The organism is Paenibacillus sp. FSL P2-0173 (assembly GCF_038008045.1).
GTDB classification, from domain to species: domain Bacteria; phylum Bacillota; class Bacilli; order Paenibacillales; family Paenibacillaceae; genus Paenibacillus; species Paenibacillus polymyxa_B.
Map to the genome: position 1 here is coordinate 1845736 of NZ_JBBOYK010000001.1, position 18588 is coordinate 1864323.

General features: G+C 46.3%; 21 protein-coding genes and 1 other annotated feature. All 21 genes read right to left on the reverse strand.

Annotated features, from left to right (window positions below; all coding sequences use genetic code 11):
• Nucleotides 1-7: 7 nt before the first annotated feature.
• A complete protein-coding gene (locus tag MKX30_RS08120) occupies nt 8-1294 on the reverse strand; it encodes a homoserine dehydrogenase (protein WP_023989944.1) in 1287 nt (428 codons plus the stop codon).
• A gap of 43 nt (nt 1295-1337) precedes the next feature.
• The gene (locus tag MKX30_RS08125) at nt 1338-1775 is read right to left on the reverse strand and encodes an ACT domain-containing protein (protein ID WP_013311587.1); all 438 of its coding nucleotides are present in this window, start codon (nt 1773-1775) and stop codon (nt 1338-1340) included.
• 157 nt (nt 1776-1932) lie between these two features.
• Complete coding sequence (gene obgE, locus MKX30_RS08130; protein WP_023989945.1) at nt 1933-3243, reverse strand: GTPase ObgE; 1311 nt, start codon at nt 3241-3243, stop codon at nt 1933-1935.
• 13 nt (nt 3244-3256) lie between these two features.
• Nucleotides 3257-3994: a Spo0B domain-containing protein gene (locus tag MKX30_RS08135; protein WP_053326604.1), complete on the reverse strand. Its 738-nt coding sequence runs from the start codon at nt 3992-3994 to the stop codon at nt 3257-3259.
• A 145-nt stretch (nt 3995-4139) separates the two neighbouring features.
• On the reverse strand, nt 4140-4457 hold the full coding sequence (rpmA, locus tag MKX30_RS08140) for a 50S ribosomal protein L27 (protein WP_013311590.1): 318 nt from the start codon (nt 4455-4457) through the stop codon (nt 4140-4142).
• Between the two features lie 5 nt (nt 4458-4462).
• On the reverse strand, nt 4463-4801 hold the full coding sequence (locus MKX30_RS08145) for a ribosomal-processing cysteine protease Prp (protein WP_013311591.1): 339 nt from the start codon (nt 4799-4801) through the stop codon (nt 4463-4465).
• A gap of 13 nt (nt 4802-4814) precedes the next feature.
• The gene (gene rplU / locus MKX30_RS08150) at nt 4815-5126 is read right to left on the reverse strand and encodes a 50S ribosomal protein L21 (RefSeq protein WP_013311592.1); all 312 of its coding nucleotides are present in this window, start codon (nt 5124-5126) and stop codon (nt 4815-4817) included.
• 13 nt (nt 5127-5139) lie between these two features.
• Nucleotides 5140-5227 (reverse strand) — a sequence feature (ribosomal protein L21 leader region).
• Nucleotides 5228-5325: 98 nt separating this feature from the next.
• Nucleotides 5326-6510, reverse strand: a complete 1185-nt coding sequence (locus tag MKX30_RS08155; protein WP_341062708.1) for an Rne/Rng family ribonuclease — start codon at nt 6508-6510, stop codon at nt 5326-5328.
• Between the two features lie 48 nt (nt 6511-6558).
• Nucleotides 6559-7437 (reverse strand): M50 family metallopeptidase, encoded by an 879-nt coding sequence (locus tag MKX30_RS08160; protein WP_023989949.1) that lies wholly within the window; start codon nt 7435-7437, stop codon nt 6559-6561.
• The gene (locus MKX30_RS08165; protein ID WP_023989950.1) at nt 7430-8275 is read right to left on the reverse strand and encodes a peptidoglycan DD-metalloendopeptidase family protein; all 846 of its coding nucleotides are present in this window, start codon (nt 8273-8275) and stop codon (nt 7430-7432) included. Before MKX30_RS08165 ends, MKX30_RS08160 begins: the two co-directional genes overlap by 8 nt.
• Before the next feature lie 340 nt (nt 8276-8615).
• Nucleotides 8616-9413, reverse strand: a complete 798-nt coding sequence (minD, locus tag MKX30_RS08170; RefSeq protein ID WP_013311596.1) for a septum site-determining protein MinD — start codon at nt 9411-9413, stop codon at nt 8616-8618.
• Nucleotides 9414-9416: 3 nt separating this feature from the next.
• Nucleotides 9417-10079 carry a septum site-determining protein MinC gene (gene minC / locus MKX30_RS08175; protein WP_013311597.1) on the reverse strand — a complete coding sequence of 221 codons (663 nt, stop codon included), beginning with the start codon at nt 10077-10079 and terminating at the stop codon, nt 9417-9419.
• 82 nt (nt 10080-10161) lie between these two features.
• On the reverse strand, nt 10162-10692 hold the full coding sequence (mreD, locus tag MKX30_RS08180) for a rod shape-determining protein MreD (protein ID WP_023989951.1): 531 nt from the start codon (nt 10690-10692) through the stop codon (nt 10162-10164).
• Nucleotides 10692-11513 (reverse strand): rod shape-determining protein MreC, encoded by an 822-nt coding sequence (mreC, locus tag MKX30_RS08185; protein WP_023989952.1) that lies wholly within the window; start codon nt 11511-11513, stop codon nt 10692-10694. Before mreC ends, mreD begins: the two co-directional genes overlap by 1 nt.
• A gap of 55 nt (nt 11514-11568) precedes the next feature.
• Complete coding sequence (locus tag MKX30_RS08190; RefSeq protein ID WP_013311600.1) at nt 11569-12603, reverse strand: rod shape-determining protein; 1035 nt, start codon at nt 12601-12603, stop codon at nt 11569-11571.
• 105 nt (nt 12604-12708) lie between these two features.
• Entirely contained in the window at nt 12709-13401 is a 693-nt protein-coding gene (gene radC, locus MKX30_RS08195; RefSeq protein WP_025722728.1) for a RadC family protein, read from the reverse strand.
• Between the two features lie 13 nt (nt 13402-13414).
• The gene (locus tag MKX30_RS08200; protein WP_053325966.1) at nt 13415-14023 is read right to left on the reverse strand and encodes a Maf family protein; all 609 of its coding nucleotides are present in this window, start codon (nt 14021-14023) and stop codon (nt 13415-13417) included.
• A 22-nt stretch (nt 14024-14045) separates the two neighbouring features.
• On the reverse strand, nt 14046-14288 hold the full coding sequence (locus MKX30_RS08205; protein WP_023989955.1) for a DUF4321 domain-containing protein: 243 nt from the start codon (nt 14286-14288) through the stop codon (nt 14046-14048).
• A 121-nt stretch (nt 14289-14409) separates the two neighbouring features.
• A complete protein-coding gene (locus MKX30_RS08210; RefSeq protein WP_341062709.1) occupies nt 14410-15630 on the reverse strand; it encodes an SPOR domain-containing protein in 1221 nt (406 codons plus the stop codon).
• Between the two features lie 167 nt (nt 15631-15797).
• Nucleotides 15798-17177 (reverse strand): UDP-N-acetylmuramate--L-alanine ligase, encoded by a 1380-nt coding sequence (gene murC, locus MKX30_RS08215; RefSeq protein WP_013311605.1) that lies wholly within the window; start codon nt 17175-17177, stop codon nt 15798-15800.
• Between the two features lie 6 nt (nt 17178-17183).
• Nucleotides 17184-18560: a bifunctional folylpolyglutamate synthase/dihydrofolate synthase gene (locus MKX30_RS08220; RefSeq protein ID WP_023989957.1), complete on the reverse strand. Its 1377-nt coding sequence runs from the start codon at nt 18558-18560 to the stop codon at nt 17184-17186.
• Nucleotides 18561-18588: the final 28 nt, after the last annotated feature.

The following is an 18588-nucleotide window of genomic DNA, read 5'->3' on the forward strand; positions in this document are numbered from 1 at the left end:
TTATTGACTATCCCTCTACTCGATATACGCTCTTGATGCGACGGATGACGTCCAAAGTTTCAAAATGCTCCAAAACCTTTTTCATACTCGCTTTACTGGCTAAATGAGTCACGATAATAATTTCAGCATCGGGGTTAACCTCATTCGGTTGCTGCACAACAGATGCCAGACTGACATCAAATTCAGCAAATACTTGCGTAATCCGTGCCAACACCCCTGCTTTATCATCCACATGCAGAAGCACGAAGTTTTTGAAATACACATCTTCATCGTTACTAATTTTTTTGGGATTGTAAGGAACGATGGCTTTAAGCCCATTGACACCAAGTTTGAGATTTTTCACTACAGCTACTAAATCGGCTACAACCGATGTTGCCGTCGGCATTTCACCTGCACCCGCACCATAAAACATGGTTTCACCCACTGCTTCACCATGCACATACACCGCATTGAATACCCCGTTCACCGAAGCCAATGGATGCTGCTTGCGTACCATAGTCGGCTGAACGTTAATCGTAAATTCATCACCTTGGCGCTCTGCAATCCCGAGCAATTTCATTTCATATCCTAGTTTTTTAGCAAAAGCAATATCTTCACTGGTTACCTTTGAAATGCCGCTGACACTTACATCCTTGAGCTCTACATTAGAGCGGAAACCAAGCGTGCCGAGAATTGCCATTTTACGAGCTGCATCCAGTCCTTCCACGTCTGAGGTCGGATCCGATTCAGCATACCCAAGCTCCTGCGCTTCCTTGAGAACTTCCTCGTACGAGGCCCCTTCCTGACTCATTTTTGTTAAAATAAAGTTTGTCGTACCGTTCACAATCCCCATAATGCGGGTAATGCGATCGGAGGAGAAGCCTTCAATTAATGTACGAATGATCGGGATACCACCTGCTACACTAGCTTCATAAAAAATATCACACTGCTTTTCCTGCGCCTTTGCTAATACTTCAGAACCGTGCAAAGCCATTAAGTCCTTATTTGCTGTTACGATGTGTTTCCCCCGCTCCAGCGCTTCAAGAATGTACTCCTTCGTCTGATCAACGCCGCCCATGACTTCAATAATTACATCAATTTCAGGGTCCCGAATAACTTCCCATGGGTCCTCAGTAAGCTTGGCTGTCTCCACTTCAATAGAACGATATTTTTCTATGTTTTTTACAGCTATTTTTTCAATGATGATCGGTGAACCGACTTGTCTGCTCAAGTCTTCCTGATTGCCTTCTACGATTCGAACGACTCCCGTTCCAACCGTCCCCAAACCTAACAATCCTACTTTGACCGGTTTCATCCATTCCCCTCCCGCGAACTTATGTCTAATGAACTGTACTGCCTTAACCCTGCCCAATCAGGCGAACACGTTTAACTCCAGAGATATCTTCCAAGCCCTCAAGTAGAACACCCAACTCTTCACTGAGTCTGGACATTTCTACCGAGATGACTACGTTGGCTCTGCCTTGCAGTGGAATACTTTGCTGGATCGTCAACACATTGCCTCCGAAATCAGCCACTCTGCCAAGCACCCTGGACAACATTCCGGATTGATGCTCTAAATCAATAGAGATATTGACAATTCGCTCACGCTCCAGCTGGTTAACCAAATGTATGCCATCCTTATATTTATAAAAGGCGCTCCGGCTTAGCCCAACTTGCTCCACGGCATCATGCACGGTTTTAACATCTCCTGAAGCCAGCAGCAGTTTCACCTGTATGGTCTTAACAATAGCTTCAGGCAAAATATCTTCCCGTACCAAGTAATAGCGCTCTTTCAAGAACGTCCTCTCCTCAAAGACTTATGTTTTTGTATAGAGGACATTATATCGAAACTCTTGAAAATCGGCAAGCAAACAATGCAAAAAACGGCTACTGCCTTCTATAGAGTTTCCTATAGTACAGTAACCGTTCAGGTTTTAGACCTTTATTTGAAATTTAGTAGTAGCTGCTGCCTTCAACAAATTCGAACTCGAAATCAGCAATGCGTACAGATGTACCATCTTTGGCGCCGCGCTTGCGTAACTCAGCATCCACACCCATATGGCGTAACGTTCTTGCTAATTTCAAAATGGCATCATGCGAGTTCAACTGCATGCGCTTCATCATGCGCTCAATTTTAGGGCTCTGCACCACGAATGTGTCGTTTTCACGCACAATTGTAAAGCCATCGTCTTCTGCTGTATCCAGCTTAAATACCTTACGTTCATTGACTTCTGCTACTTCCTCAACAACCGGCTCGTCCGGTATTTGATCCAGCAAATCAGCAGCCCGGTAGAGCAGTTCCTTCACACCTTGACGTGTCAGTGAGGAAATAGGCATGATTTCAAGATCAGGACGTATAGAAGCAATCTGCTCTTTAAAGTGAGTCAGGTTTTCTTCCGCCTCCGGCATATCCATTTTATTGGCCGCCACAATTTGTGGACGCTCAGCCAATGTTGCATTATATTGCTTCAATTCGTCGTTAATTTTAGTCCAATCTTCAAACGGATCACGTCCTTCGGAGCCCGCCATATCCACGACATGGATAATAATACGCGTCCGCTCAATGTGCCGCAGAAATTCATGTCCCAGCCCAATACCTTCATGAGCTCCTTCAATCAAACCAGGCAAATCCGCCATCACAAAGTTACGATGATCCCCCACATCCACAACGCCCAAATTCGGAGTAATCGTTGTAAAGTGGTATGCCCCAATTTTCGGTTTTGCGGAAGATACAACCGACAACAAGGTAGACTTCCCTACACTAGGGAACCCGACCAAACCTACGTCAGCCATTACTTTTAACTCAAGCGTGATATAACGTTCTTGTCCCTCTGCGCCGTTCTCAGCCAACTCAGGCGCTGGATTATTCGGTGTAGCAAAACGGATGTTCCCGCGTCCTCCGCGTCCTCCTTTAGCTACGACGACTTGTTGACCATGACGTGTCATATCTGCTACTACTTCACCAGTATCATCATCTATGATGACCGTTCCCGGTGGTATACGTACGATCATGTGCTCCGCATTGGCTCCGTGTTGGCTTTTGTTACGACCTTTCACTCCACGTTGGGCTTTAAAATGACGTTGGTACCGAAAATCCATCAAGGTACGCAAACCCTCATCTACACGGAAAATTACGTCTCCACCGTTCCCTCCGTCACCACCACCTGGGCCACCTTCAGGAACGTATTTCTCACGGCGAAACGCAATTAATCCGTCCCCACCGTCACCGCCTTTAACAAAAATCTTCGCTTTATCTACAAACATGGTTACACCTTCCTTATGTCTGGCACTGCATCCGAATTTGAAACATTTCGCCCGTAGGGAGCTTCTCTGTTCGAATGCGTTCACTTCCGAGTACGGATCTGACCCGCTTCAGGATATTCAAATCCGCAGGTATGTCACTTCCTTCAAAACGGACGATAACATCATTCTGATCCATACCGAAAAAAAGTGTCAATCTGCGCACTTCTCCCCAGGACGACCGGCCCCCGCCATATTGATACGCACGCACCGTTTCTATGACGGCCGAGGCAAGCGACTCGCCGTCTTCGGGAGACATGACAGCGTCTAACTTTAACTGCTCCTCAACCTGTACCGACAACTGTAAATTACCGGCGTTCACGCGAAAAGACTGCAAATAAAACACCAGTGAGGGAATACCCAACTTAGATATTTTACTGTCTTCCGCCACGCGCCCTTTTATTGTTTCCACATAAGCAACAGATTTATCATGCTTATTCATACGAATATATCCATAAAGCACTTGCAAGTCATTCATCCAGTCATGCCGATGATGGTTAAGCATTGAAATCGCTGTACGCTCAAAAGAACGCAAAGCAGCTTTCCGCTCATACTCGACCTGTCTTTGCGTATACCACATACCAAAGCATGCAGCAACTACAGACCATACTGCTAATAAGATAATCGTTAATACTTCAGGATAGAGCAGTGAAAAAACCAAAGGAATCAGAATGGAACCCAACGCCAGATAAGGCGCTCTTATCCGCTGGAACATGGCTTCTCTCCGTTCTGCGAAATTAAATGGATTATTAAAGAACCTTAATCCAGTATAGCACAGACTAACTTTCCAGTTCATTACCATCATGCAAAAAAGCCTCCGACAAAAGTGCCGGAGGCTTTTCAGCGTGTCTAAGCCGCTATTAAGCTTCTACAGTAGCTGCTACTGGAGCAACGTCGATCGGGTAGATGCTCACCTTTTTGCGATCACGGCCCCAACGTTCGAACTTCACAACGCCGTCCACTTTCGCGAACAGAGTGTCGTCCTTACCGATGCCCACGTTCGTGCCCGGGTGAATTTTCGTTCCGCGTTGACGAACCAGGATGCTACCGCCGGTAACTGCTTGACCGTCAGCACGTTTCACTCCAAGACGTTTCGATCTACTGTCACGTCCGTTTTTTGTGGAACCTACACCTTTTTTCGATGCGAATAATTGAAGATCCAATGTCAATTTCAACATGATGTCTACCTCCTTCTTTGATTATTTTCTATTTGAATATACTTACCGTATGATTCAGCAATACTTGTCAGCATAATCACCATGGACTCCAGCAACAGTTGAACCTGTGCGTTCGCATCATGATAACTTTCAGGAGAAAGATACGCGCTTAAAAAGCCGTTTTCCATTTCCGTTTCCATCTCAACGTCCGTAAGAGCTCCAATCGAATTGACAGTTCCTACCGTTACCGCTGAAACGCCAGCACATACGATATCCTCGCCAGATTTAGCGAAATTCGCATGCCCTTTAACGGAAAACCCCTGTATGCTGCCATCCTCCAGTCGTGTAATACGCACGATAATCACTTATCGCACCCTCTTACGCTTGGATTTTTTCAATCGTCACTTTCGTGTACGGTTGACGATGACCTTGCTTCACATGGTAGTTCTTTTTAGGTTTGTATTTGTATACGATGACCTTTTGACCTTGACCATGCTTCTCAACTTTAGCTGTTACAGAAGCTCCAGAAAGAAGCGGTGTACCTGCTGTCAAGCCATTGTCGCCGGACACTGCCAGAACACGATCGAACGTTACAGTTTCACCATCATTAGCTTCCAACTTCTCGATGAACAATACGTCGCCCTCTTGAACTTTGTATTGCTTACCACCTGTTTCGATAATTGCGTACATTTGCTTGCACCTCCTTATGTCTCAGACTCGCCTAATAGCAGGTGACAGATTCCCTTAGGATACTGTACTTCAGTACCTGATTGGAGCGGTTACAGCATGTGCAGCCAATCTTACGCATCACACATACTAAATGATTGTAGCACAAGCTTTGTACACATTCAACCTTTAGTTTTAAAATGATTTTTGGTTTCGCACCGCTCTACACGAGCGTCTTTTCCTCACGCACTTTTTTACGGGTCATTTCCAGCAAACCTAACCGCGTCCAACCGACAACATAAGATTTGGTCCGATCCTTCTTCAATCTTGCTTCCAGCACAGAGGATACTTCCCGACGATTCTCCTCTTGTTCCATGTCAATAAAATCAATGATGATGATACCACCAATATCACGCACACGTACCAGGCGGGCAATCTCTTCGGCTGCTTCAATGTTAGTCTGGGTCACCGTCTCTTCCAGATTACTGCCTCCCGTAAACTTCCCCGTATTCACATCAATGACGGTTAATGCCTCCGTATGATCAATGACAATATAACCGCCGCCCTGCAACCATATCTTTCGCGCAAAATCGCGTTCCAGCTGCTCATGAATGCCATAAGCTTTAAAAATTGTTTCTTCTGCACCACGAAATATACTTACATGAGCTTTCGCAGGACCAATCTGTTGCAGCATTATTTCTGCGTCCTTTGCTTGCTCTTCACTGTCAATAACCAGTTCATCCTGTTCAGGTGTAAACACATCCCTAATCAATCGCTGAACGATACTTAAATCCCGATGTAATTCGCACGGAGCCGAGTGTTCACCAGCTTTACGCTGAATAGCCGCCCACTGCTTACGCAGTTGATTTAAATCATTTTCAATCGCCTCTATACTCATGTCTTCCGAAACGGTACGGATTATGAGTCCTTCCTCACTTGTGCGTAGCTGCTCTCCCATTGCTTTCAAACGGGTACGTTCGCCCTCACGTTCGATCTTCTTGGATACGGCCACATAATCAGCACGGGGCATATATACGATCCAGCGACCCGGAAGTGAAAAATGAGTGGTGACCCTGGCTCCCTTGCTACCAACAGCCTCTTTTAATACCTGCACTACAATTTCCTGCCCCACCTTTAACACTTCTGAAATGGATGGCTTTACCTCCGGCTGCTTGTCCAAATGAGCATGAAGTACGTCATCTACATACAAAAAGGCATTCTTTCGCTGTCCAATGTCAACAAAGGCGGCTTGCATACCTGGTAGCACATTGACCACCCTCGCTTTGAAAAAAGAACCTAGAATTCCCCGTTTTCGCGGTAATTCAGCCGCATATTCAACCAATCGTCCCTCTTCCAACAGCGCCATTTGGGTCATCTGCTGCTGGCATTGTACAATCATTTGCTTCATGGTTTTTCAACCTCTCTGGATACAGCCTCTTCCTTAACTCATAAAACATTATTTGGGCTTGGGTTCTCCACCATCTGGCGGGCGTGTCGCAAAATAAGAGCGAATAAGACGTTGCTCCGGCAGTACGGCTACAATCCGTCCCTGTTCATTCATAACATAAACCATATGATACCGATCTCTTCTGAAAAGACGCAAAATAGGCTCCAAATGTTTCACTGGCAGGGATACAATAGGTAAGGCAATACTCCCCTTAGCTACTTCGCGGTAAAAAAGCTCGTCCCTCCCCAGCAAAAACCGTATAAAACGGTAAGGGATATTCCGATAATCCACAATATTAGAATAAAGCAAAAAAATCCCTACCGCCAGCAGATTTAAATGCATAGGTCCATTTTGCCTTAACAACGGTGAAATACCATACATACAAAATAGCAGACTCGTTACGATACTGGCTCTAAAAGTCCACACTAATGTGCGGTGATAAGAACAAGATAAGCTAATCAATGACTGTAATATTTTTCCACCATCAAGTGGTAAAATGGGCAGCAAATTAAACAGTGCAATAACTGCATTCCCCTGAATTATATAATTTACATAATCATACTCCAGCCCACTCACATTTCTGAACCACAAAAGGATGATGATCATGATTCCGTTTTGCAGGGGCCCCGCTAGCGCAATGACAATCTCCTTCCACGCATTGAGCTTCCCCTGATCCTCAATGACCGCCACTCCTCCAAAGGGTAACATCTGTATGGAAAGCACCCGCGCGCCCAACAACGAAGCAGCTGTCGCATGACCTAGCTCATGAATAAACACCAATGTAAATAAAGTTATGATCTCGATAAAATGTCCAGTTAATATAGAGGTCAGCATAACCAATACAAACAGTGGATGTAATGATAAGGTCACCCCTCGGACATTAATCAAGGGCTACCACTTCCGACGGGTCAATGTATTGATCCCCTCTCTGAACTGCCAAAAACAAAGTTGCCGCCTCGCTGCCACTGTGACTTGCTGGCAGTACACCGATCTCATCTCCCTCCTGAACCCAGTCGTTCACTTTTAAGGTAGAGCGGGAAAGCCTTCCGTAAGTTGCTGTGATACCGCCAGTGTGTCGAACTGTAACCGAAATCCCGCTTTTGGGATGATTTAATATGTCTAATACTCGTCCTGCATCTATACTTTTAACAGCGATTGCCCCGTTGTCGGTAACATTCGGCGTAATTTCTACTCCTTTAAGGCTCAGTACAAAAGGCTGTGTTATGTTGCCTTCGATCGGTGGAGATCCCTTTCGACTTGCATCAACCTTGTGCGTTTCATGCTCCTCGCCAAAAATCGGCAAAAAGGAAGGAGCTCCGTCAAAATAAGTTTCATACCATTGTCCGACGGCTGCAAAATCCATATCCTTATTCAAGGCATCCGCAATAAACATTCTCAAATTCACTGCATAGGGAATATCCCAACGAAACATTCCCCATACCATTCCAAATAACACCGTTGCTATGACTGATCTTCGCCAAAAGGAAGTCCAAAAAGACGGACCACGATTCGTCCCAAAAGATTGCTGCCAGCGTTGCCGCTCATTTTTCCACTCAGTTTCTGGGTCTCTGGGCGAGTTGGCACTGACTATAGGCATCGACTTCATATCTTTATCCCCGTGCCTGTTCTGATATATGCCAGAGGGATACGTCTCCGCTTTGCTTCCCGCGATTAGCTGCTGTATACGTTCTTCTCTGCGCTGCTTGATTCCGGAATTTTTATTCATCCTGTTCAGCTCCCTCAGCGAGGTATGTTTGATACATCTTATGAGGACGGGCTTCAACTTATGTTGTCTGGTTCGGGAATACGCACCTAAAAATCAAAAAAAACCGGCGCTAGCGCACCGGTTATGTTTTGTATTTATGATATTTATGTAGTGACCCTAAATTTTGAGAAACTGTATTATGGAAATTTAAAAAACAAACCAAAAACACTTAAATAAGATTACTACTTATTTAAGTGTCTAGTATTACAAATGAATACTACTACAGCGCCTACCTTAGAACCAATGGAAAATCACGTAGGAAGTGTGGAAGCAATTTACCAGCCATAACTTCCTGTTTTCCTCATCCACCCATACCAAAAAACTTCTTAAAGCGTGTCATCACGCTTTTCTTCTGGTCTAGCTGCATGAGGGGCACTGTATCGCCCAAAATCCGTCTCGCAATGTTACGGTAAGCAATCGCGGCCTGTGAATCTGGATTCATAACGGTAGGCTCCCCTGTATTAGCTGCTTTAATTACCATTTCATCATCCGGCACAATCCCAATAAGGTCTATGCTAAGCACTTGTAAAATCCCGTCAATATCCAGCATATCTCCGGATTTAACCATGCTATTGCGAATGCGGTTAACCACCAACTTGGGTGATATCACATGTGAGCTTTCCAGTAAACCAATTACCCGGTCTGCATCGCGTACGGCTGCATTTTCCGGAGTGGTCACAACAATGGCCTGATCCGCTCCGGCAATGGCATTTTTAAAGCCTTGTTCAATACCCGCAGGGCAGTCGATCAATATATATTCAAAATCCTTTTTAAGCTCCAAAATAATATCCTTAACCTGCTCCGGCGTAACAGCACTCTTGTCCTTGGTTTGAGCGGCTGGCAGCATATACAGCTCCTCAAAACGCTTGTCCTTAACCAGTGCCTGATTTAAACGGCAACGACCTTCCGCTACATCAACAAGGTCGTAAATAATCCGGTTTTCCAGACCCATCACAACGTCTAGATTACGCAAACCGATATCCGTATCCACCAAACATACCTTTTTGCCGAGCAGTGCAAGCGCTGTTCCTATATTGGCTGACGTCGTCGTTTTGCCGACGCCGCCTTTTCCTGAAGTGACGACGATAGCCTCTCCCATGTGCTACACCCCTTTGAACACGTTAAAATCGCGGCCCAGACGCACAATATTGCTCATTTTATCTATTTGCATAGCGCCATCCTTGAGATACGCAAATTCCATACCGGATTCACGTGTCTCCCATTCGTCTGGTGGACGGCTGATCATTTCGGAAATTCGCAGCTGTGTCGGTGCAAAATAGGAAGCCGCAATAATCGCTTCACTATTTCCCTCCATCCCTGCATGCGCCATGCCTCGCAAAGCGCCGAGGACATAAATATCACCAGTACATGTTATAATTCCACCCGGGTTTACATCTCCCAAAAAGAGTAGGTTCCCATTGTGATGAAGCACTTGACCAGAACGGATAATCCCTGTCACCGTGTGAATAGGGGGCTTTCCCTGCACTTCCACAGGCAGTCCAGGTGATTCTACAGACCTGATGAGCAGATTCCCCTTCTGCTTCAAAATCTCCAGAATACTTTCCTTCTGTTCCTCTGTCACTTCTCGGCTTCCCAGCTTAATATCCACATGAATGATCGGGCCTGTTAAAATATTTTGATGACTGTGCTCCAGCTTAAAACGCAGCTCACCCAGCAAATCCTCAAACTCGCATTGATCGTCCAGCAGGAATACCAGGCCATCTTTGATGCCTTTAATCGTGACATGATTCGATTTCACCGCCATTAGCCTGTCCCTCCTATCTCAATCATTTCGTCCCCGGGACGTCAAATCCCTGCTAACCCGGACAAAATGTGTGTAAAAAGACCTAGACAGCCTCTTCCTTTTTCACACGGGTACCCAAACGCTGCAATTGCTTGCGAACTGGGACATAAATGATGAGGGCGAACAGAAAATGGATAAATAAATCAGGAATCATATACTGAGCAAGTGCCCAATTGAAAGTCTGATGATTCAGCTGGAACAACTGATCAATAGCAAATAGCATAGAATCCAGCAGGAAACTACCAATCAACACGGCTGCCATCATAATGGGCATCTGCGCACGTCGAGCTGTAAAAACAAGCCCCAATAAGTATGCAGACAACCCCATTGCAAAAGAATAAGGTCCAATGATAAACCCGTAGAACACTACATCATGAATAAGTCCAAAAACAATACCTAGCACCAATGCTGTATGACGGCTGTAATACACAGACACAAACAAGATCACGACATACACAAAATTCGGAACCATTCTTGAATGCCAACTATCCGGAAGAAGCCATGGAAGAATCGTCCCTTCAGCTATAAACAGTACAAACAGCAGCAGTATTAGAACCTGACCGCGCATCTTCATTATTCCGGTACCTCAGGAGTGTAGAGGATGAGCAATTCTTTCCAATCCACAAAGCTGGCTGCCGGTTTAATAATCGCTGTCCGTGTTTTGCCAAACTCTCCAACCTGAATCTTCTCTACCGTTCCAATCATTAGGTTTTTGCGGAATTTCCCGCCTGCGCCAGACGTAATAATCTGATCACCCTTTGCGATTGGATCTTTTTCCTCAATGCGAGTCATTTGAAATCTGTTCGTACCCGGATCATAGCTTTCAATCATACCAAACGATTGATTTTCCTTGCCCAAGACTGTCGCTGCAATGGCATAAGAATTCGGATTTTTAGGATCCAATGTAGTCAACAGTGTAACGGTGGACGTAAAATTCCCCGTTTGACTAATGACTCCTACAAATCCTTCAAGCGAACTGACTTCCTGACCAACCTTCGCTCCGTCCTTCTCACCAATATCGATCACAAGCGTTTTGGAATCATTGCTGACACTGTTCACTTGAGCAACACGATAATCATAATTATTCTTCGCCTTTTGCGTTTGGGTGAACTTCAGTTCATTCTGCAGTCTGGCATTTGTTTCAACATAATTATGGGTCTGAATCTGGTCACGAGTCAGCTTTGCTACAGCAATTTTTAACCGTTCATTTTCTTCGTAGATGCTGCGCATATTTCCGATATCTTCAAAGAAGCCCGCTATTGCTGAAGCGGGCCTGTAAAAGATACCTTGCACAAAGCCAATTGAATCTCTGGCGAACTTCTCGGGCCAGGTTAAGGAATTTCTCTGTCCAAGTGTAATCCCCATAAGGGCAATAAACAGAACGATTCCGATCAATAGAACAAATAGTCTTTTATTGCCAAACAGCTTAAACAGTTCCTACACCCCCGATTCAACGTTTGGAACGGACGGCAGAACTGCTGCGCGATTTGAACAAATGAATATTTTCCAGCGCTCTGCCTGTACCGATTGCCACACAATCCAGAGGATTTTCCGCTACGATCACCGGCATTCCGGTTTCACCTGCCAACAGCTTGTCCAGATTACGCAGAAGTGCTCCACCACCAGTAAGTACGATTCCTCTATCCATGATGTCCGCTGCCAACTCGGGAGGGCATTTTTCCAGTGTTACTTTGACCGCATCCACGATTGCATTGACTGTATCCGATAACGCTTCGCTAATTTCATCAGAAGTAATCGTGATCGTCTTCGGCAAACCTGTTACCAGATCACGTCCGCGGATTTCTGAGGTTTCCACTTGCTCTAATGGCATAGCTGAACCAACTTCCATTTTCAGTTGCTCTGAAGTCCGTTCACCAATCATCAGATTGTATTGGCGCTTCACGTATTGGATGATGGACTCGTCCATTTCATCGCCAGCCACACGCACGGAGCGGCTTGTTACAATCCCGCCCAGGGAAATGACTGCCACTTCGGTTGTACCTCCACCGATATCGACAACCATACTGCCTGTAGGCTCCCATACAGGAAGATCAGCGCCAATTGCTGCTGCAAACGGCTCCTCTATCGTATATGCCTCTCTTGCGCCTGCTTGCTTCGTCGCATCTTCAACAGCACGCTGCTCCACCGCAGTAATGCCTGAAGGCACACAAACCATCACGTTCGGATGGCGCGGAAACAAAGAGCGTTGTGCTTGCGCCTGACGGATAAAATATTTGATCATCGTTGCTGTCGTATCAAAATCAGCAATGACACCGTCCTTCATCGGACGAATCGCACGTATATTTCCCGGTGTGCGACCGATCATTTTTTTCGCAGATTCACCAACAGCCTCAATGGTTTTTGTATCTGTACGCAAAGCGACTACAGATGGTTCACGAACCACAATTCCTTTACCTCTTACGTATACAAGCGTGTTTGCCGTCCCCAAGTCTATTCCCAAATCTTTTGTAAAGCCACCCAGCATGATGTAATCTCCTTTTCTCTTCCCTGAAATCTGTTATCCATGTATAAACGGTTTATTCAGGCCGGATTATCCGGTCGTGTTTAAATGTTTGATTTAAATATTATATTATATTAGACCTTGTTCCTTCAAACTTACAAAGGTCCCGTCCCCGATCACAATATGATCAAGCACGTCGATACCCACGATGTTGCCCGCTTCCATCAGGCGGCGAGTCAACTGAACATCCTCCGGGCTTGGCTTCGGATCACCGCTCGGATGGTTATGAGCGCAAATGATTGAAGCACTGCTGCATTTGATTGCTGCCCGAAATACTTCACGAGGATGCACGATGGCAGAATTCAGGCTACCCATAGATAGTGTTTCCTGAGCAATGACATGATTTTTAGTGTTAAGGAACAAGCATACAAAATGCTCTTTCTGCAAATAACGAAGCTGCTCAAACAGCAGATCAGCCACATCCCGCGGGCAACTAATCACCGGGGTCTCCAAATGGCGAGACAATGCTAATCGACGCCCCAGTTCGATACCCGCTTTTAGCTGTATCGCTTTAGCATCCCCAATGCCCTTAATCTGGGTCAACTCGCTCAAGCTCATATCCACCAGTTGACGCAAATTTCCTGCCTGCTGCAAAATACGCTGCGCTAAATGCACCGAAGACTCATTTTGCGTTCCTGTACGCAGCAATATTGCCAGCAACTCCGCGTTGCTTAAGGCATCCGCCCCATATGTCATCATGCGCTCTCTTGGTCGTTCTTCATGGGGGAGGTCGCGAAGCATCAGTATTGGCGACTCCAGCATATGTTTATCCCCTTTATGGACGCAACACATTCACTCCAAAATCGGACAGCATGTCCGACAGCAAGGAAAGCGGCAATCCTACGACGTTAAAATAACAACCCTGAATAGATTCCACCAGCGTAGCACCCATGCCTTGAATGCCATACGCTCCTGCTTTGTCAGACGGTTCACCAGTATTCACGTATGCCACAATTTGCTCTTGACTCAGAGGCTTCATTGTAACCTCCGTTTGGCGATGTCTGACAAGCATTTCGCCGGTTCCGGTATGTATGCAGGCTACCCCGGTGTACACACGGTGTGTCCTTCCCTGCAATGCAGTCAGCATGCGAACCGCGTCCGCATGGTCGGCAGGCTTGCCCAATACCGAACCATCCAGCACGACAATGGTATCACTGCCAATCACCAGTCCGGCTTCCTTCGACTGAGCGGCAGTGTTCACGACCGCTTCGGCTTTGCGTGCCGCAAGGGTCTCCACGATTTGCTGAGGCGTCCAGCTCTCAGGCGTGCTCTCATCCGCATGACTCGGCACCACCTCAAAGGGGAATCTCAAAAATGCGAGCAATTCCTTCCTTCTTGGTGAAGTCGATGCCAGAATAATGCGGGGCGTAATTTTCCCGTCCATAAGGGAAGCTCCTTTTCATCAGTTAGAGCCTGCGGTACAGCCAGAACGCGGCAATGATGCCGATCAGACTAAGCAGGCTCAATTCAAAATTTATCGTTATGTTGTAGCTGATAATATCCAGGTCCGCTCTCGGCGACCAAGATATCCTAGTGGGGTGGGTCAGAAAGGAAAGGAACTTGATCGATTGAAGGGCTTTGGCAATCCATGCACCCAAGAGCCAACCGAGCAACAAAAACAGTATAAGCATTCCTACATTTTTTTTCATCCTGATCTTCCCTCGCCATTTTTTGACACCTTCATTATTATACGGTGATTTGTACTGCAATACAAACAGAAATCCGGCATGGGGAACTATTTCCAGTTCCTTGCCGGAAAATATGGTTAGCTTATTGTTTTATGAATTGGATAAATTCCCTCTCACGCAAAACATATTCCATCATGGAGGATTGAATCTCCCAAATGTGTTCCTTGGCTGTGTTCTTGTTATATTCCCCAATTGCAGAGATCGCACTGTTCATCGCCTTTTCAAGTGAGGTTGCGGAGACAGCCGCTTCCTTCGAAAGCCCAGTGGGAAGTGCAGTGATATTTTGTGTCCACTGCTGATGCAGGTCGTTCAGCTCCTTCATGTCGGAGGCTGGCACCGTATTCGGACCTCCTTCTCCGAGCAAGGTTGAGGAAAGTCCGCTCAACTTACCCACCAATGAACTGCTTAACTGAAAAAAGCTAGTGAGTTTATCACCTTCGCCTCCGTAAGCTGCTTTTTCGAATCCAGGTAATTCAAGCTCACGAACATACAAATCGACTCCTTGTGTTTTCAACTGATTGCTGAGCAACTTGGCTTGCTCCCTATCCGGCGATATTCCTGCATATACCCGGTTTTGGTCCTCGGTATCCCCTCCTGCTGCAATGCCTGCCTTCAACAGTTCTTCTTTTGCTTGTAAGGCCCGTTCTGGAGTGCTGAAAACCCCATATTGCAGCAAATAGTAGATTTGTGGAGGTACCTGAGCCTCTATGACAGTGACAGGGACAGAATTCTCTTTTGCAGATATTGCATCCACACCAACAGATTCTTTAAAGACCGGTACTGCCTCCTCTACTGAAGGATCTGATCCCGGGACCATGCCTCCTCCGTTAAACAGTAACAACATAATATATCCAAACATGCCTCCGGTCACCAGCGCGCTGGCTACAGAGCCAACCAGTTTCCATCTTGAAGGGTGGGGCGGACGCTTTCTGTACTCTTGGACAGAATGATAAGCTTCCTCATCCTCTTCCAGGCTATCTGGTAGAACTTCCGCATCTGACCAGGAAGCCGCCGAACGACCAAAGGGGTCATCCCATCCCTCTTGTACTCTTAATGTTGGAGCAAAACGCCGACTTGAAATGCGTTTGTTCAGATCCTCAGGCTCGTTGATCTCTGATTCTTGCGTAGCTACAGTATTTTTCTTCATTCCTCTGTTCCGTTCCGTTCCTTTATGCGAGTTATCAGTTTCACGCTGTTCGTTCGTAATCGACTCATTTTTGTACGGAAGCACCTGTAGCTTATCCTCCCGGCTTGTCTCCGGCAACTGTTGGTCGAACCGGAATGTCATCTTGGTCTTGTTCATGGATGCACTCCCTCCTTGTCCCATACTTCCTCATAGTCTGTTGTATGAGTCAAGCTAAGAATATATGCCCCAGCATTACAAAAAAAGGGTATCCCGAAACACAGTCGTGTTCGGAATACCCTCGAATAAATGTAATTCATTGGCGTAACAGCTCATTTTTATACGTATTACACTTGCTGTCCGCGAAGATGGCGCGCTAACGCGTCACCTGCTTTCCAGATATCTCCCGCTCCCATCGTCAGCACAAGATCACCCGGCTGTAAGCGATCTTTCAACTCTTCGATCACAGCTTCTTTGGTCGGCAAATAGATTGCATTCGCATTGCTGTTTTGGACGATTAAATCCACGAGCTTGGAAGAATGCACGCCTTCAATCTGTTTTTCTCCCGCTGGTGAATAAATATCGGTAATTATGACTTCACTAGCCTCGCTAAACGCGCGGCTGAACGCATCGAGCAGGAAAAAGGTGCGGCTATAGCGTTGCGGCTGGAATACAGCAATAATACGTTTGCCAGTCGCTCTCGCTGCGCTAATCGTAGCCTCAATCTCTGTTGGGTGATGCGCATAGTCATCAATAATCAGTATGTCATTGCTTTCACCTAGTACTTGAAAACGACGCTTCGCGCCGTGAAATTCCACAATTGTCGCAGCGATTTGATCGAATGGAATCCCTGCTTCCAAACATGAAATCACAGTCGCCATCGCATTATACATGTTATGTTTACCCGGCACTGATAGTTCGATCGTTCCGAGTGCTGTTCCCTTGCGGCTCATAGTGAAGCTTAATCGACGGTCACCTAATTGGATATCTGTCGCCATATAATCCGCTTCATGCTCCACTCCATAAGTAATGACCCGAGTCTGGAGTTGAGGCAGCATTTCCCGGATGTTCTGATCATCTGCGCATACAATAGCCGCCCCATCCGGTCGAATTTGACTCAAAAACTGTACATAGGCACTTTTCAGACGATTAAAGTCGCCATCGTAATTTTCCAAATGATCCGCTTCAATATTGGTTACGATGCCTTGCCAAGGATGATATTGCAGGAAAGAACCATCACTCTCATCCGCCTCAGCAACGACAAACTCGCTTTTACCTGCTTTGGCATTCGTTCCCAAATTCGTGATTTCGCCGCCAATAATATACGTTGGATCAACGTTACATCTCTCCATAACCAGAGCGATCATGGAAGAGGTTGTCGTTTTACCGTGCGCACCCGCAACAGCTATTCCCTTACGTTCGTTAAGCAAGCGAGCCAGCATCTGCGAACGGTGCAGAGTTGGAATATTCAATTCCTCCGCTGCCACCCGCTCCACATTGTCACGTGACAATGCTGTTGAATAGACGACGATATCCGCGCCTGCAATATGCTCAGGCGTGTGTCCAATATATATTTTTGCGCCTTTTGCCGCCAGTTTTTCTGTCAGCTCTTGTGATGCCACATCTGAGCCAGTCACGGTATAACCCATCTCCAGCATGACCCGAGCAATCGCGCTCATCCCGTAGCCGCCGATACCGATAAAATGAACATGTTCCGAAGTAATCAACAAATTTCACCAACCTTTTTCCGAATCGGTTTGATACATAAGGGTAGCCCGTACATCCGCAATAAGGTACAGCGTGCCGGACACCACCCCCAGATCTTCCGCTTCCGTATGTGACTGAAGCAGGCCAAGAGCCTTTTTCCAGTCACCTTCTACAATTATTTTTAAATCCGTTTTGGCATAAGACGGCCGCAGCTTCTCCACGAGATGAGCCAATTCAGCGGCATTCATTTTGCGGCGAAAATCGGGCTCGGTCAGGATAAGCGTATCCACTAGTGGCAGTATATGCTGCAAGTATGCTTCATGATGCTTGTTTGACAGCATCCCCATCATTAAAACCAATTTTTTGTACGAATACACTTGAGGAAGACTCTTGGCCAGCGTCTGTGCTCCTTCTGGATTATGAGCTCCATCAAGGACAATCCTCGGCGAGGTACTGACTTGTTCGAGACGCCCTGCCCAGGCAGTTTGCCTAAAGCCCTCCAGCAGTTCTGCATCATCCAACACAAAAGCCATATACTGACGTAGGACCTCAAGTGCCATCATAGCTCCTGCCGCATTAGAACATTGGTGCTCGCCTAACAACGTGATGTCAATTTCCATATGTCGGAAGGGCCCCGCGAATGAAAAGGTCTGAGCTGTTTCATCCCCATTTAGCCGTTCATACGTAAACTGTTCTCCTGCCAGGTACAAGGTAGCTCCTTGCTTTGCCGCCGTTTCACGTATGACCTGAATAGCCTCGGGTTGGGAAACACAGCTGACGACAGGTACACCTGGTTTGATGATACCAGCCTTTTCCCTTGCAATCTGTTCGAGCGTATCTCCCAAAATATCCGTATGATCATAGCCGACATTCGTAATAACCGAGACGATTGGACTCACGATATTAGTTACATCCATCCTTCCCCCGAGACCTGTCTCCCATACCACAACATCTGGGAAAGATACCGTAGCATAGTATAAAATAGCCAACGCTGTCGATACCTCAAACATCGTAGGTGATCCCAATTCACTATCTGCGATTTCTTTCACCAACGGATACAAGCGATTGGCAAGCAAAACCAGCGTTTCATCGGGAATATCGGTCCCATTGAATTGAAAACGGTTCGTAAATCGGGTGATGTACGGAGATGTAAAAGTTCCGACATCGTACCCACATTTCAGTAGCACAGAGGTCAGAAAGGCACAAGTCGAGCCTTTACCGTTGGTTCCCGCAATATGCACAAACTTCAGATGTCGTTGCGGATCACCCAACTTACTCATTAGCTGTTCAATTCGTTCCAATCCGGGTCTGATGCCAAACGGAATCAAGCCGTTAATCCATTCCACTGCTTCATCATAGCTTTGTAAAGGAGCCGTATCTCCGCCCCTGATCGTATCTGACATCCTCTTCACCTTCAGGTCATTTTATTGT